Below are 13,772 nucleotides of genomic sequence, written 5' to 3' on the forward strand. Positions count from 1 at the left end.
GCGCCGGGCGGATCCACGAGATCTGGGGGCACTGCCTGAGTGTCGTAGCGAAAGCGCTTGAAAATAGGCGGTTTTCAGGGGGGAAAAGCCGTGTTAGGCTGGCCTTCAAAGCTCCGGCAAACAACGGGGCACGAGGCAGCACAAGGACAGAAACCGTGACCACGCTCGCGCGATGGGTCCGTTACGGGCTATTTGCACTCTCCCTGATCTTCCTGCCGCTGGCTGCGCTGGCTGCGCCCTTTGCCGCGATGGTGATGGATGCGCGAACCGGCGAGGTGCTCTATTCCCAGAACGCCGATACCCGGTTGCACCCTGCCTCGCTGACCAAGATGATGACGCTGTACCTGACCTTCGACGCGATCGAGCGCGGCCAGGTCAGCCTTGATTCCGTGGTCACCGTCACCGCCCATGCGGCAAGCCAGCCGCCCTCGCGGCTTGGCCTGCGGCCCGGGCAGAAGATCCAGCTGCGCTATCTGATCCGCGCCGCGGCGGTGAAATCGGCAAACGATGCGGCGGCGGCGATCGGCGATTACCTCGGCGGCGACGAGGCGGGCTTTGCCAGCAAGATGAACCGCATGGCCAAGGCGCTTGGCATGAAGAACACCACCTTCAGGAACGCCAACGGCCTGACCCGCGAGGGCCACATGTCGACCGCGCATGACATGACGATCCTCGGGCGCCACCTGATCTACGACTTCCCGCAGTATTACAACCTGTTCTCGCGCCGCACGGCCGACGCCGGCATCGCCAAGGTATCGAGCACGAACCGCCGCTTCCTCGATGCCTATGACGGCGCCGACGGGATCAAGACCGGCTACACCGTGCCCGCGGGCTTCAACCTCGTCGCCTCGGCGCAGCGCGGCAACAAGCGCATCATCGCCACCGTCTTCGGCGGCACCTCGACCGCGCAGCGCAACGCCAAGGTGGCCGAGCTGCTCGACCTCGGCTTCGCGCGCGCGCCGGGCAGCACCACCGTCGACAAGCCGACGCCGCCCGCGCTGATGGCGGACGCGACCGGCGTTGCCGGCCCCGAGGTCAGTGGCGCCGAGGCTGACGCGGACGAGGGCGATACCCCGGTCGCCGCGGCGAAGACGCTGCGCCTTGCGGCGGCCCCGCCGGCGAGCCCGCGCCCGATGGCGCGCCCGGGCACGGCCGCGCATGACACCGAGGCGGTCGCCCTCGCGCTTGCCAAGGCGATCGAGCCCGCAGCCCCGGCCGCGGCGCCTGTCGCCGCCCTGGCCGAGGTCACCGATGTCGTCGCTCAGGCGGCGCCCCCTGCCGCCCCGGCGCGCACCACCGCCCCGGTCGCCGCCGCGGGCTTCGTGCAGGCCGCCGCGCCGCAGCCCGAGACGCTGGCGATGAACGACTTTTCCGAGGACACGCCGGCCGAGGGCGACGCCCCCGATCCGCGCGAACCGATGTTCGTGCAGACCTCGACGCCGCAGCCCGAGACGCTGGAGATGGCCGGCCACAAGAACCCGACCGACAACACGGTGATCCTGGCCGCCCTGACGCCCCCCGCCCCTGCCCCGCAGCAGGAGCGCGAGGTGGTGGCCCGCGCCTCGAGCTCGGGCGGGCGCAACTGGGGCGTCAACGTCGGCAAGTTCCCCTCGCAATACGCCGCCGAACGCTCGCTGCTGAAGACGGCGCTGATGGAAAGCGACACGCTCGGCGATGCGCTGCGCAAGGTCGCCCGCGGCAAGACCGGCTTCGAGGCGAATTTCGTCGGCATGACCAAGGCCGGCGCCGAGCTCGCCTGCGCGCGGCTGACCGCCCGCGCCTCGGACTGCACGGTGATCGGGCCCTGAGCCCCCCGCCCCACCGCCAGACAGACGAAAGCCGGCCCGAGGGCCGGCTTTTTCATGCCTGGGGATCGCGCGGATCAGCCCTTCGGGTGATCGTCGTATTCGTCCGACAGGATGCGCTCGCTGTCGCCCTTCGGGTCTTCATACTGCCGCGTGCGCAGCGTCCAGAAGAAGGCCACGAGGCCGAAGCCGCCCAGGAACAGCGAGATCGGGATCAGATAGGTCAGGACGGACATCGGCGCCTCCGCTCACTTCAGCCGCAGGGAGTTCAGCGACACCGTAATCGAGGACAGCGACATCGCCAAGGCCGCGGCGAGCGGCGTCGCCAGACCGACCAGCGCGATCGGCACCGCAACGACGTTGTAAAGCCCCGAAAGCGCGAAGTTCTGCTTGATCCGCCGCCGCGCCTGCACCGAGATCCGCACGGCATCCGCCACCGGGGCCAGATCCTGGCCGAGCAGCACGATATCCGAGGCGGTGCGCGCCGCATCGAGTGCCGAGGCGGGCGAGATCGAGACATGCGCCGAGGCGAGCGCCGCGGTGTCGTTCAGCCCGTCGCCCACCATCAGCACCCGCGCGCCCTGGCCGGTCATCTCGGCGACGAGCGCCGCCTTTTCCTCGGGCCGGGCCCCCGCGTGCCACTCGGCAATCCCAAGCCGGCGGGCAAGGGCCGCAACCGCGCCCTCGACATCGCCCGAGACCAGCAGCACGCGTTTCTTCTGCGCCAGAAGCGCCGAGACGGCCGCCTCGGCGCCCGGGCGCAGGCTGTCGGCAAAACGCAGCGTCACCGGTGCCTCAGCGCCGATGCGCAGATGGGTCGCGGTCACGCTGCCTGCCTCGGCCCCGACCCAGTCTGCCCGGCCAAGGCGCAGGATCGCACCGTCAAGTCGCCCCTCGACGCCATAGCCCGGCACCTCGCGCAGATCGTCGAGGGCGGCGGGCACGATGCCGCGCACCTGCGCGGCCGCGGCCAGCGCCGTCGCCAGCGGATGCGACGAGGCCCCGCCAAGCGCCGCGGCAATGGCGAATTGCGCGGGCGTCAGGTCGAAGAGGTTCTCGGGCGTCGGCGCGCCCATGGTCAGCGTGCCGGTCTTGTCGAAGACGACGGTGTCGACCTCGGCCAGCCGCTCGAGCGCGGTGCCATCCTTGATCAGCAGCCCCTTGCGGAAGAGCTTGCCCGAGGCCGCGGTGACCACCGCCGGCACCGCAAGGCCAAGCGCGCAGGGGCAGGTGATGATGAGCACCGCCGCGGCGATGTTGATCGCGTGGCGCACGTCGCCGCCGGTGATCCACAGCCAGGTCAGGAAGGACGAGAAGGCGAGCGTATGCACCAGCGGCGAATAGGCGCGCGCGGCACGCTCGGCCAGCGAGGTGTATTTCGTCTTCGCCGATTCCGCCGTAGCGACCAGATCGGCCATGCGGTGCAGCGAGCTGTCCTTGCCCGCCGCGGTGACGCGCAGGGTGAGCGGGCCGGTGAGGTTCACCTCGCCCGCCGAGAGCGTGACCCCCGGCCCGGCATAGACCGGCAACGACTCGCCGGTCAGAAGCGAGCGGTCGGTCTCGGACGTGCCCTCGGTCACCGTGCCATCGGCCGGGATCCGGCCGCCCGGCCGCACCCGGATGATGTCGCCCGGCACAAGCTCGCCCACCGGCACCACGACCTCGGCGCCCTCGCGCAGCACCGTCGCGCGCGGCACCTCGAGCGCGGCAAGCTCCTCGGCCGCGGAGCGCGCCACGGCGCGGGTGCGGTAATCGAGATAGCGCCCGACGAGCAGGAAGAAGGACAGCATCACCGCCGCATCGAAATAGGCCTGATGGCCGTGATGCGCGGTTTCATAAAGAGAGATCGACGAGGCCAAGATCAGCGCCAGCGAGATCGGCACGTCCATGTTGACGCGCCCGCGACGCAGCCCGGCCCAGGCCGAGGCGAAGAAGGGCTGCCCGGCGAAGACCACCGTCGGCAGCGCGATCGCCGCCGAGATCCAGTGGAACATGTCGCGCGTGGCGTCCTCGGCCCCCGACCAGACCGAGATCGAGAGCAGCATGATGTTCATCATCGCGAAGCCCGAGACGCCGATGCGCATCAGCAGGTCGCGGCCGCGCTTGTCAGTCTCGGTCGCCGACAGCAGGCCCGGGTCAAGCTCGTAGGCCTCATAGCCGATGCCGTCGAGCGCGGCGACGAGCGGGGCCGCCTCCACCCCGGGCTCGGCGTCGATCGAGACGCGCTTGAGCGTCAGGTTCACCCGCGCCGAGCGCACGCCGGGCTGGCGCGACAGTTCGCGTTCGACATCGGTGATGCAGACCGCGCAATGCGCCGTCGGCAGGGACAGCATGATCCGCGCGCCATGGATGTCACCCGACTTTGCCAGCGCCTCGGCCGAGGGGGCCGCTAGGCAGGCCGGGCAGGCCGAGGCGGAAACGTGCTCCGCCTCCCCCGCCGGCAGGGCGGGAGAGGCGGCAGGGGTCAGACCGTTCGCGGCAGGGGCGACCGTCATCGGCTTACTTGTCCACGAACAGGTCGATGCGCTGACGGAACTTGGTGCCGTCATGGGCGACCGCGTCGAGGTGGATCAGCCAGGCGCCCGGCGCGAGCTGCACCGGCGCCGAGAAGATCCCGCCCGAGAACGAGAACTCGGGCTCGACGTCTTCGCTGGCCATGGTGGTGCGGCCGACGAGCGCGTGCAGGGTGGCCACCCGCGCGGGCAGCCCCCCCTTGTCGCGGATCACCAGCGAAAGGACGCCGCGGTCATAGGTCGGCTCGACCACCCAGCCGAGCTTTTCCTGCGCGGCACGGTCGGCGTCGAAGGTCTGCGACGCGACATAGGAGTTCGACACCTCGAGGCCGGGGAAGGTCTTCACCGCCTTCACCGCCATGGTGACGTTGACGGCGATGACGATGCCGAAGAAGGCGAGCGCGATCAGCAGGACCTTCCGGCCGGTCAGGGGTTTTCCCATTCTGTGCTCCTCAGTGGTGCTGTTCACGGCCGTTGAACACCGCTTCGGCCGCGGCGCGGTCGGTGCCCTTCACGTCTTCGACCCAGATCCTGATCTCGGACCGGTCCTCGCGCGCCATCTTCGACCCGGCCGGCGCCTCGATGTAGAGCCGCTGGGTATAAAGCTGGTCGGCGGGTGCGGTGACGGTATCACCCGGCTGCCCCTCGAGCGAGAGCTTCAGCGGCGCGTGGCCTTCACGATCTTCTGAAGTGACGGAGATCCGGTAGGTCGTGTCTTCGCCATGCTTGTTGCGCAGACGCAGCGTGTAGATGTTGCGGATCGAGCCGTCGCCCTGCACGACGTAGAGCGGGTCGCGGTTCGGGGTGACGTTGAAGTCGATCGGCGAGCGCATGAAGAGCGCGACGATCAGCCCGATGCCGATGCCGGCCCAGAGGGTGAAATAGAGGATCGTGCGCGGCCGGAAGATGTGCTTCCAGACATTCGTCGGATGCTCGCCGGCGCGTTCCTTCGCCTCGTCCTTCAGCGCGATGTAGCCGATCAGCCCGTGCGGCTTGCCGACCTTGTCCATCATCTCGTTGCAGGCGTCGATGCACAGCCCGCAGGTGATGCATTCAAGCTGCTGGCCGTTGCGGATGTCGATGCCCATCGGACAGACGTTGAAACAGGCCTGACAGTCGATGCAGTCGCCGTTGCCGGCAACGCCCGGCTTGCCGCGCGGCTCGCCGCGCCATTCGCGATAGGCGATGGTGATCGTGTCCTCGTCCATCATCGCGGCCTGGATCCGCGGCCAGGGGCAGGCATAGATGCAGATCTGCTCGCGCGCGAAGCCGCCGAAGGCGAAGGTGGTCGCGGTGGCGACGGCGATCGTGGTGTAGGCCACGGCCGAGGCCGAGCCGTGCAGCAGGTCATGCAGAAGCGTCGGCGCGTCGGTGAAGTAGAAGACCCAGGCGCCGCCGGTGGCAACGCCGATCAGGAGCCACAGCGTCCATTTCGTCATCCGCTTGCGGATCTTCTCGAAGTTCCACTTCTGCCGCAGCAGGCGGATGCGGGCGTTGCGGTCGCCCTCGACGATGCGCTCGACGAGGATGAAGAGGTCGGTCCAGACCGTCTGCGGGCAGGCATAGCCGCACCACACGCGCCCCATCGCCGAGGTGAAGAGGAAGAGCCCGAGCCCCGCCATGATGAGAAGACCCGCGACGAAATAGAACTCGTGCGGCCAGATCTCGATCATGAAGAAGAAGAAACGCCGGTTCGCCAGGTCGACGAGCACCGCCTGATCGGGCAGCGCCGGACCGCGATCCCAGCGGATCCACGGGGTGATGTAGTAGATGCCCAGCATCAGGGTCATCAGCACCCATTTCAGGGTGCGGAAATGACCCTTCACACGGCGCGGGAAGACGGGTTCGCGCGCGGCGTAAAGCGGGCCGGGTTCACTCGGTTCGGTGGAGCTCACAGGTCTCTCTCCGTTGTCTGATCTCTCAATTCCGGTCCCTTCTGCTATGGCAGGACCGGAAAGGCTTTGACATGCGTCAAAATTGCAGATTTCTGATACAGGATATGCCGGCCCGGGAAAAGGAAACCCCGCACGCGCAGGCGGCGGGGCGATTGCATCGTCGTCCGGCAGGAAAGAACACCGGCGCCCCCAGGAAACGCGCGAACAGGACGGGGCGCCGGTGCCACCCGGGGGGCTTCGGATCGCTCCGCAGTCCCCCGAATTTCTTGTGTTACTGACCGCCGCCCAGCGAGTGGACGTAGGCCGCGACCGAACGGATCTGCGCTTCGCTCAGACGCGCCGTGCCGCCTTCGGGGGCATAGCTCCACGAGGGCATGACACCCGCGCGGCCGAATTCGACGGTCTTCGTGATGGTGGCCTGATCGCCGCCATAGAGCCAGATCGCGTCGGTCAGGTTCGGTGCGCCCATCTCCTGCATGCCCTTGGCGTCTTCGCCGTGGCAGGCGGTGCAGTTGTTGGCGAAGACCTCCGCGCCGGCCGTGGCCTTGGCGGCATCGGCCTGCTGGCCCGAGATCTGCAGCACGTATTGCACGACGTCGTCGATCTGGGTCTGGTCGAGCAGACCGTCGGTCAGGTGCGCCGGCATCGCCGCGGCCGGGTTGGTGTCCGGATCCAGCGGGTCACGGATGCCGTGCAGCACGTCGGTGTAGATCTGTTCGATCGTGCCGCCATGCAGCCAGTCGCTGTCGAGCAGGTTCGGGAAGCCCGGGTTGCCGCCCGCGCCCGCGCCGTGGCACTGCGCACACCAGGTGCGGAACACCGCGCCGCCGGCGTTGCGGGTGAAGTCGACCAGTTCCGGATCGTTGGCGATCTGGTTCAGGTCGGTCGCCACCAGCTTTTCCTCGATCGGCTTGTTCGCGTCGGCATACTTCTGGATGTCGGCCGCGACATCGGCGCGGGTCGAGCTGTGCAGAAGGCCCGGCGTCGCCCCCGAGGCGAAGATCGGCCAGGCCGGCATCGCGATCGAGTAGGCCACGCCCCAGACGATGCAGGCGTAGAAGGTCCACAGCCACCAGCGCGGCAGCGGGTTGTTGTATTCGGAAATGCCGTCCCACGAATGGCCCGTGGTCTCGACTTCCTTCTTGGTGGTCGGTTTTTTGCTCATGTCCACGCCTCCTTACAACGTGGCGCCGTCGTCCTTGCAGCAGCCGTCCTTGCAGCCGCCGCCAGAACAGGCGGGTTTGTCATCATGCCGGAAGGGGATGCTTGCCGTATCGTCATGGACCCGGCGCGAGCCAGGGCGCAGCGCGAAGACGACGGCTCCCACGAAGACAAGGAGCATCGCCAGCGCAGCCCAGCTGTCGGCGAATTCACGGAAGATATGGTAGTCCATCCCCTGCCCCCTCAGCGACTTGCCACGGGTTCGAAGGTCGAGAAGTCGACCATCGTGCCGAGAACCTGCAGATAGGCGATCAGCGCATCCATCTCCGAAATGCCGGGCTGGCCATCGAAGTTGCGGATGTTGACCTTTGCGCCATACCGTTCGGTCAGGCCGTCGGTATCGCCGTCAGGATTGACCTGCGCGGCGAAGTCGGCCTTCGCGTTGGCGATCATCTCGGAGGTGTAGGGCACACCCACGAGCTGATCGGTCTTGAGACGGTCCTCGATATAGGTGGGTTCGATCATGCGGTGCTTGAGGAACCCGTATTTCGGCATCACCGATTCCGGCACGACCGATTGCGGGTTCGTCAGGTGGTCCACATGCCACGCATCCGAGTAGCGGTTGCCGACGCGGGCGAGGTCGGGCCCCGTCCGCTTCGAGCCCCACTGGAACGGGTGGTCATACATCGACTCGGCGGCGAGCGAGTAGTGACCGTAACGTTCCACCTCGTCGCGCATCGGACGGATCATCTGCGAGTGGCAGACATAGCAGCCCTCCCGCACGTAGATGTCGCGGCCCGTCAGCTCGAGCGGGGTGTAGGGACGCACGCCTTCCACCTTCTCGATGGTGTTCTCGAGATAGAACAGGGGCGCGATCTCCACGATGCCGCCGATGGTGACAACGAGGAAGGAGAAGATCAGCAGCAGCGTGGCGTTCTTTTCGATGACGCCATGTTTGTCCAGAAGTGCCATCTGCGGATCTCCTTATTCGGCCGGAACTGCGGCAACCGAGGCGGCGGCAGCGCGCGGCTGCTTGGCGACGGTGGCCCACAGGTTGTAGGCCATGATGCAGGCGCCAGTGAGATACATCACACCACCCAGACCACGCACCACATACATCGGATGCTTCGCGGCGACGGTGTCGGCGAAGGCGTTCACGAGGAAGCCCTGGCTGTCGACTTCACGCCACATCAGCCCTTCCATGATGCCCGTCACCCACATCGACGCGGCATAGAGCACGATGCCGATGGTGGCGAGCCAGAAGTGCCAGCTCACGAGCTTGGCCGAGTAGAGCCGTTCACGCGACCACAGTTTCGGCACCAGGAAGTAGAGCGCGCCGAAGGTGATCATGCCGTTCCAGCCGAGCGCGCCCGAGTGCACGTGACCGATCGTCCAGTCGGTGTAGTGCGACAGCGAGTTCACCGCCTTGATCGACATCATCGGGCCTTCGAAGGTCGACATGCCGTAGAAGCCGACCGAGACCACCATCATCCGGATGACCGGGTCCGTGCGCAGCTTGTCCCAGGCGCCCGAGAGCGTCATCAGGCCGTTGATCATGCCACCCCACGAGGGCATCCACAGGATCACCGACATCACCATGCCGAGGGTCGAGGCCCAGTCCGGCAGAGCGGTGTAGTGCAGGTGGTGCGGACCGGCCCAGATGTAGAGGAAGATCAGCGCCCAGAAGTGCACGATCGAGAGCTTGTAGGAATAGACCGGACGTTCGGCCTGCTTCGGCACGAAGTAGTACATCATGCCGAGGAAGCCCGCGGTCAGGAAGAAGCCCACCGCGTTGTGGCCGTACCACCACTGCGTCATCGCGTTCTGCACGCCCGAGAACACCTGCACCGACTTCGAGCCGAAGATCGACACCGGGATCGCGAGGTTGTTCACCACGTGCAGCATCGCGATGGTCACGATGAAGGACAGGTAGAACCAGTTCGCCACGTAGATGTGGGGTTCCTTGCGCTTGAAGATGGTGCCGAGGAAGGTGATCAGGTAGGCGACCCAGACGATCGTGATCAGCCAGTCGATGTGCCATTCCATCTCGGCGTATTCCTGCGACTGCGTCGCACCGAGGATGTAGCCCGAGGCCGCGGTCACGATGATCAGCTGCCAGCCCCAGAACACGAACCAGCCGAAGGCCGTGCCACCGAAGAGACGCGCCGCCGAGGTGCGCTGCACCACGTAGAACGACGTGGCGATCAGCGCGTTGCCACCGAAGGCGAAGATCACTGCCGAGGTGTGCAGCGGCCGCAGCTTGCCGAAGTTCAGGTAGCCCTGGGCCCACTCGAAGTTGAGCGCCGGGAAGGCGAGCTGGAAGGCGATGATGACGGCGACGAGGAAGCCCACGATTCCCCAGAACACCGTCGCGATCACGCCTGCGCGGATAACGCCGTCAAAATATTCGCTTTCGGAGGGTTTCGGCCCTCCCATGGTGCGCAGCACCCAGATGAACGCGATCGCTGCTGCCAGCATGATCTCGATCGCGTTCACCATGTACGGAAGATCGCGCGCGTAGTTGGCCGCGATGGCGGCAAGTACCGCCACCAGACCAAGCGCGATCAGCTTGATGTAATCCCACATGTTGTGCGTCCCTTCGTCTTGTCTTCCCCCCGTTCCCAGAATCGGTCGTTCCGGGGCGGGGAGTTTCGACTATCGCTCTTGTGGTCTCAGGGTATGCCTGACGCATTGATCTGTATCAAATCAATCACGAGGGGGTGAGCTCATTCGCCGCAGGATCGTCCCCGCGGGGCCACACCACTTGATCGGGATCAAGGTTTTGCCAACTTCCACGAGCTAGGGTGCCGGCAGGAAACAGACGCGGAGGACAAAAACAATGGCCTACAAGACCTTGTTGACGATCGTGACGGATGTCGCGGCCGCCAAGGCACAGCTGGACACGGCGGTTGCCGTCGCCCGGCAGCAGGATGCGCATCTCGATGTCCTGTGCATGGGCGTCGACCGCACGCAGACCGGATATTACTACGCAGGCGCCACCGCCTTCGTGCAGCAGGAGACCCTCGACCGTGCGCAGGAGGATGCGCGCGAGATCGAGGCCGCGGTGAAGACCCGGCTCGGCGCCGAGGACATCCGCTGGAGCGCGGAGGCCGTCGTCGTGCAGATCGGCGCCATCGCCACCGTGGCCGGGCTGCGCGCCCGCTTCGCCGACCTCGTGATCATGGGCCGCCCCTATGGCAAGGGCCGCGGTCAGGAGATCGAGGCCGCGGTCGAGGCGGCGCTCTTCGAGGGCCAGGTGCCGGTGATGATCGTTCCCGACGGCTATTCCGGCGCGGTCGGGGCGCGGCGCGTGGTCGTCGCCTGGAACCAGTCGAACGAGGCGATGAGCGCGATCCGCAAGGCCCTGCCCTTCCTGAAGGCGGCCGAGCTGGTCGACATCACCGTCATCGACCCGCCGCCGCATGGCCCGGAACGCTCGGACCCCGGCGGCCAGCTGAGCCAGATGCTCGCCCGCCACGGCGTCCACGCCGAGGTCTCGGTGCTGGCAAAGACCATGCCGCGGGTGTCGGACGTGCTGATCCGCCACGTGCGCGAGACCGAGGCCGACATGATCGTGATGGGCGCCTATGGCCACTCGCGCTTCCGCGAGGCGATCCTCGGCGGCGCCACCCGGCACATGCTGGAACTGGCCGAAGTGCCGGTGCTAATGGCGCATTGACGAAATCCACTCCGCGAACGGAAGCGGCGCCCCTCGGGGCGCCGTTTTCACCTTCCGGGTCAGGCGGAGCGAGGCGCCCACAGGATGATCGCCGCTCCCAGCAGGCAGAGCGCCGCACCGAGCAGGTCCCAGCCATCCGGCCGCTGCCCCTCGACAAGCCACAGCCAGCCGAGCGACGCCGCGATATAGACCCCGCCATAGATCGCGAAGGCCCGCCCCGCCGCATCGGCCGGGCTGCGCGTCAGCAGATAGGCGAAGGCCGCCAGCGACAGCATCCCGGGCAACAGCCACCAGATGCTGCGCTCCTGCCGCATCCAGATCCAGACGGCGAAACAGCCGAAGATCTCGCACAGCGCCGCGGCAAGATAGAGTGCGAAGGCCGCCATCCCCTGCCCTTCCGCGTTTCGCGTCGCGCGCTCAGGCCAGGAAACCGCCGTCGCTGTCGTCGCCCGCCTCGATCAGCAGCCGGTCCATGTCCGGCACCGTGACGTGGCGCTTGCCCTCGAGCTCGATCACCCCGTCGCGCTTCAGCGCCGAGATCTGCCGGCTCACCGTTTCCAGCGTCAGGCCAAGGTAATCGGCCATCGCCTCGCGGGTCAGCGGCAGGTCGAAGGTCATCCGCCCGGTCGCCGTGCGCAGCTTGATCGAGGCATCGCGCCGCGCCACGATCGACAGGAGCGAGGCGATCTTCTCGCGCGCCGTCTTGCGGCCCAGAAGCAGCATCCATTCGCGCGCCGCATCCAGTTCGTCGAGGGTCATCTGCAGCAGCCGCTGCGCGATGTGGGGCGTGCGCTCCATCATTTCCTCGAAGGGCTTGCGGCGGAAGCAGCACATCAGGATGTCGGTCGTCGCGGTGACGTTGTAGGCGGCGCTCTCGCGGCCCGGGCGGCCGACGAAGTCGGAGGGCAGCAACAGCCCCACCATCTGCGTGCGCCCGTCCTCGAGCGTCTGCGTCAGCGTCGCGATGCCCGAGACCACCGAGGCCACGAAATCCATCTTGTCGCCCGACCAGATCACCGTCTGACCGGCCTCGAAGCTGCGGTAATACTTGATCGATTCGAGCTCTTCGAGCTCGTCCGTCTCGCAACGGGCGCAGACGGCGCGGTGCCGAATCGGACAGTCCCCACAGGCGAGGGAGACCGGATGCACGTCATCGTGAGCCATCGTTGCCACTTGATTTGGGTCAATTCGCGTTTCGTTATCTCCCCCTAAAGATATGCGCATGGAACAGGAATCGCAACTCACCCGGCTCGGGCTCTTCGACGCACGGGTGCCCCGCTATACGAGCTACCCGACCGCGCCCCATTTCTCGACCGAAGTGGGGCCGTCGCTTTTCGCCCAGTGGATCGAGGCGATCCCCGCCGGGTCGCGGATCTCGCTCTACATGCACGTGCCCTTCTGCCGCCGGCTGTGCTGGTTCTGCGCCTGCCGCACCCAGGGCACGCAAAGCGACGAGCCGGTGCGCGTCTATGCCGAGACGCTGCTGAGCGAACTGAAGATGCTGAAGGAACGGCTGGCGCCGGGCGTCACCCTGTCGCGGCTGCACTGGGGCGGCGGCACGCCGACGCTGATGCCCGCCGACATGATGCGCCGCATCGCCGCCGCGGTCTTCGACGCCGTGCCGATGGGCGAGGGCGCCGAGTTCTCGGTCGAGATCGACCCGAACGAAATCGACGCCGCGCGGATGGATGCGCTCGCGGAAAGCGGGCTCAACCGCGCCTCGATCGGGGTGCAGGATTTCGACCCGCAGATCCAGCAGGTGATCGGCCGCGAGCAGAGCTATGAGGTGACGAAGGCCGCCGTGGACATGATCCGCGACCGCGGCGTCGCCAGCCTGAACGCCGACATCCTCTACGGCCTGCCGCACCAGACGCCGACGAAGATCGCGGAATCGGTGCAGAAGCTGCTGTCGCTCGGCCCCGACCGGGTGGCGCTTTACGGCTATGCCCATGTGCCGTGGATGGCGCGGCGGCAGACGATGATCCCCTCGGACCACCTGCCGACGCCACAGGAACGGCTGGAACTCTTCGAGGTCGCGCGCAAGCTCTTCGTCGCCGACGGCTATGACGAGATCGGCATCGACCATTTCGCCCTGCCGACCGACGGGCTGTCGGTCGCGCAGAAGGCGGGCAAGCTGCGGCGCAATTTCCAGGGCTATACCGATGACCTCGCCGAGGCCTTGGTGGGCATGGGCGCCTCCTCGATCTCGCGCTTCCCGCAGGGCTATGCGCAGAACGCCCCGGCCACCGGCGCCCATACCGGCGCGATCCGCGACGGGCATTTCTCCACCGCCCGCGGCCATGTCTTCACCGCCGAGGACAAGATGCGCGCGCGGCTGATCGAGGCGCTGATGTGCGACTTCCGCGTCTCGGCGGCCGAGCTGATCGCCGATTACGCCGCCGATCCGGCCGAGCTGGCCGCGATGTTCCGCAGCTGTGCCGCGAAGTTCGAGGACATGGTGAAAGTGACCGCCGAGGGGCTCGAGATCCCGGAAAAGGGCCGCCCCCTCACCCGGATGATCGCGCGCCACTTCGACGCCTATGACCTGTCGAAGGCGGGCCACAGCTCGGCGATCTGATACACGGCCGAGGGGCGCGCCAGCGGGGCGCCCCTTTTCTGGTTTCGCCCCTCCCCTGCCCCGGCCGCGGGTGCCTCCGGCGGGAGTATTTCGTCCAAGAAAAAGCCGATACCTTTTTCCCCGGAGGAAATACTCCCGGGG

General features: G+C 67.1%; 13 protein-coding genes. 3 read left to right on the top strand and 10 right to left on the bottom strand.

The window, feature by feature from the left end; all coding sequences use genetic code 11:
• Window positions 1–155 precede the first annotated feature (155 nt).
• A complete protein-coding gene (locus tag AC0QTQ_RS15555) occupies window positions 156–1,808 on the top strand; it encodes a D-alanyl-D-alanine carboxypeptidase family protein (RefSeq protein WP_480257319.1) in 1,653 nt (550 codons plus the stop codon).
• Window positions 1,809–1,882: 74 nt separating this feature from the next.
• On the opposite strand, the gene ccoS is transcribed toward AC0QTQ_RS15555, so the two are convergent.
• From ccoS to ccoN, 8 genes are all read right to left on the bottom strand, one after another.
• Window positions 1,883–2,041, bottom strand: coding sequence for a cbb3-type cytochrome oxidase assembly protein CcoS (ccoS, locus tag AC0QTQ_RS15560; protein WP_113899601.1), 159 nt, complete (start codon window positions 2,039–2,041; stop codon window positions 1,883–1,885).
• Between the two features lie 12 nt (window positions 2,042–2,053).
• A complete protein-coding gene (locus tag AC0QTQ_RS15565; protein WP_480257320.1) occupies window positions 2,054–4,300 on the bottom strand; it encodes a heavy metal translocating P-type ATPase in 2,247 nt (748 codons plus the stop codon).
• A gap of 4 nt (window positions 4,301–4,304) precedes the next feature.
• Window positions 4,305–4,760, bottom strand: a complete 456-nt coding sequence (locus AC0QTQ_RS15570; protein ID WP_121533775.1) for a FixH family protein — start codon at window positions 4,758–4,760, stop codon at window positions 4,305–4,307.
• Window positions 4,761–4,770: 10 nt separating this feature from the next.
• Window positions 4,771–6,213 carry a cytochrome c oxidase accessory protein CcoG gene (gene ccoG / locus AC0QTQ_RS15575; protein ID WP_480257321.1) on the bottom strand — a complete coding sequence of 481 codons (1,443 nt, stop codon included), beginning with the start codon at window positions 6,211–6,213 and terminating at the stop codon, window positions 4,771–4,773.
• Window positions 6,214–6,484: 271 nt separating this feature from the next.
• Window positions 6,485–7,378: a cytochrome-c oxidase, cbb3-type subunit III gene (gene ccoP / locus AC0QTQ_RS15580; RefSeq protein ID WP_480257322.1), complete on the bottom strand. Its 894-nt coding sequence runs from the start codon at window positions 7,376–7,378 to the stop codon at window positions 6,485–6,487.
• Window positions 7,379–7,390: 12 nt separating this feature from the next.
• A complete protein-coding gene (locus AC0QTQ_RS15585) occupies window positions 7,391–7,606 on the bottom strand; it encodes a cbb3-type cytochrome c oxidase subunit 3 (protein ID WP_121533778.1) in 216 nt (71 codons plus the stop codon).
• A gap of 11 nt (window positions 7,607–7,617) precedes the next feature.
• The gene (gene ccoO, locus AC0QTQ_RS15590) at window positions 7,618–8,346 is read right to left on the bottom strand and encodes a cytochrome-c oxidase, cbb3-type subunit II (RefSeq protein WP_480257323.1); all 729 of its coding nucleotides are present in this window, start codon (window positions 8,344–8,346) and stop codon (window positions 7,618–7,620) included.
• Between the two features lie 12 nt (window positions 8,347–8,358).
• Window positions 8,359–9,960, bottom strand: coding sequence for a cytochrome-c oxidase, cbb3-type subunit I (gene ccoN, locus AC0QTQ_RS15595; protein ID WP_480257324.1), 1,602 nt, complete (start codon window positions 9,958–9,960; stop codon window positions 8,359–8,361).
• Window positions 9,961–10,213: 253 nt separating this feature from the next.
• Here ccoN and AC0QTQ_RS15600 point away from each other — a divergent pair, with 253 nt between their 5' ends.
• Window positions 10,214–11,053 (top strand): universal stress protein, encoded by an 840-nt coding sequence (locus AC0QTQ_RS15600; RefSeq protein ID WP_480257325.1) that lies wholly within the window; start codon window positions 10,214–10,216, stop codon window positions 11,051–11,053.
• A 59-nt stretch (window positions 11,054–11,112) separates the two neighbouring features.
• Here the strand turns inward: AC0QTQ_RS15600 and AC0QTQ_RS15605 are convergent, their stop codons facing one another.
• The gene (locus AC0QTQ_RS15605) at window positions 11,113–11,439 is read right to left on the bottom strand and encodes a YnfA family protein (protein WP_480257326.1); all 327 of its coding nucleotides are present in this window, start codon (window positions 11,437–11,439) and stop codon (window positions 11,113–11,115) included.
• 31 nt (window positions 11,440–11,470) lie between these two features.
• The gene (gene fnrL / locus AC0QTQ_RS15610; protein WP_480257327.1) at window positions 11,471–12,217 is read right to left on the bottom strand and encodes a transcriptional regulator FnrL; all 747 of its coding nucleotides are present in this window, start codon (window positions 12,215–12,217) and stop codon (window positions 11,471–11,473) included.
• A 58-nt stretch (window positions 12,218–12,275) separates the two neighbouring features.
• On the opposite strand from fnrL, the gene hemN reads away from it, so the two are divergent.
• A complete protein-coding gene (gene hemN, locus AC0QTQ_RS15615) occupies window positions 12,276–13,631 on the top strand; it encodes an oxygen-independent coproporphyrinogen III oxidase (RefSeq protein ID WP_480257328.1) in 1,356 nt (451 codons plus the stop codon).
• Window positions 13,632–13,772 lie beyond the last annotated feature (141 nt).

Source organism: Paenirhodobacter sp. YD-8 (assembly GCF_056590935.1).

Excerpts from the sequence above, each read along its gene's own strand:
- AC0QTQ_RS15585 (WP_121533778.1), bottom strand. The coding sequence starts at position 7,606 with ATGGACTACCATATCTTCCGTGAATTCGCCGACAGCTGGGCTGCGCTG.
- AC0QTQ_RS15565 (WP_480257320.1), bottom strand. The coding sequence starts at position 4,300 with ATGACGGTCGCCCCTGCCGCGAACGGTCTGACCCCTGCCGCCTCTCCC.
- ccoP (WP_480257322.1), bottom strand. The coding sequence starts at position 7,378 with ATGAGCAAAAAACCGACCACCAAGAAGGAAGTCGAGACCACGGGCCAT.
- AC0QTQ_RS15600 (WP_480257325.1), top strand. The coding sequence starts at position 10,214 with ATGGCCTACAAGACCTTGTTGACGATCGTGACGGATGTCGCGGCCGCC.
- AC0QTQ_RS15570 (WP_121533775.1), bottom strand. The coding sequence starts at position 4,760 with ATGGGAAAACCCCTGACCGGCCGGAAGGTCCTGCTGATCGCGCTCGCC.
- ccoS (WP_113899601.1), bottom strand. The coding sequence starts at position 2,041 with ATGTCCGTCCTGACCTATCTGATCCCGATCTCGCTGTTCCTGGGCGGC.
- ccoN (WP_480257324.1), bottom strand. The coding sequence starts at position 9,960 with ATGTGGGATTACATCAAGCTGATCGCGCTTGGTCTGGTGGCGGTACTT.
- hemN (WP_480257328.1), top strand. The coding sequence starts at position 12,276 with ATGGAACAGGAATCGCAACTCACCCGGCTCGGGCTCTTCGACGCACGG.
- ccoO (WP_480257323.1), bottom strand. The coding sequence starts at position 8,346 with ATGGCACTTCTGGACAAACATGGCGTCATCGAAAAGAACGCCACGCTG.
- AC0QTQ_RS15605 (WP_480257326.1), bottom strand. The coding sequence starts at position 11,439 with ATGGCGGCCTTCGCACTCTATCTTGCCGCGGCGCTGTGCGAGATCTTC.
- fnrL (WP_480257327.1), bottom strand. The coding sequence starts at position 12,217 with ATGGCTCACGATGACGTGCATCCGGTCTCCCTCGCCTGTGGGGACTGT.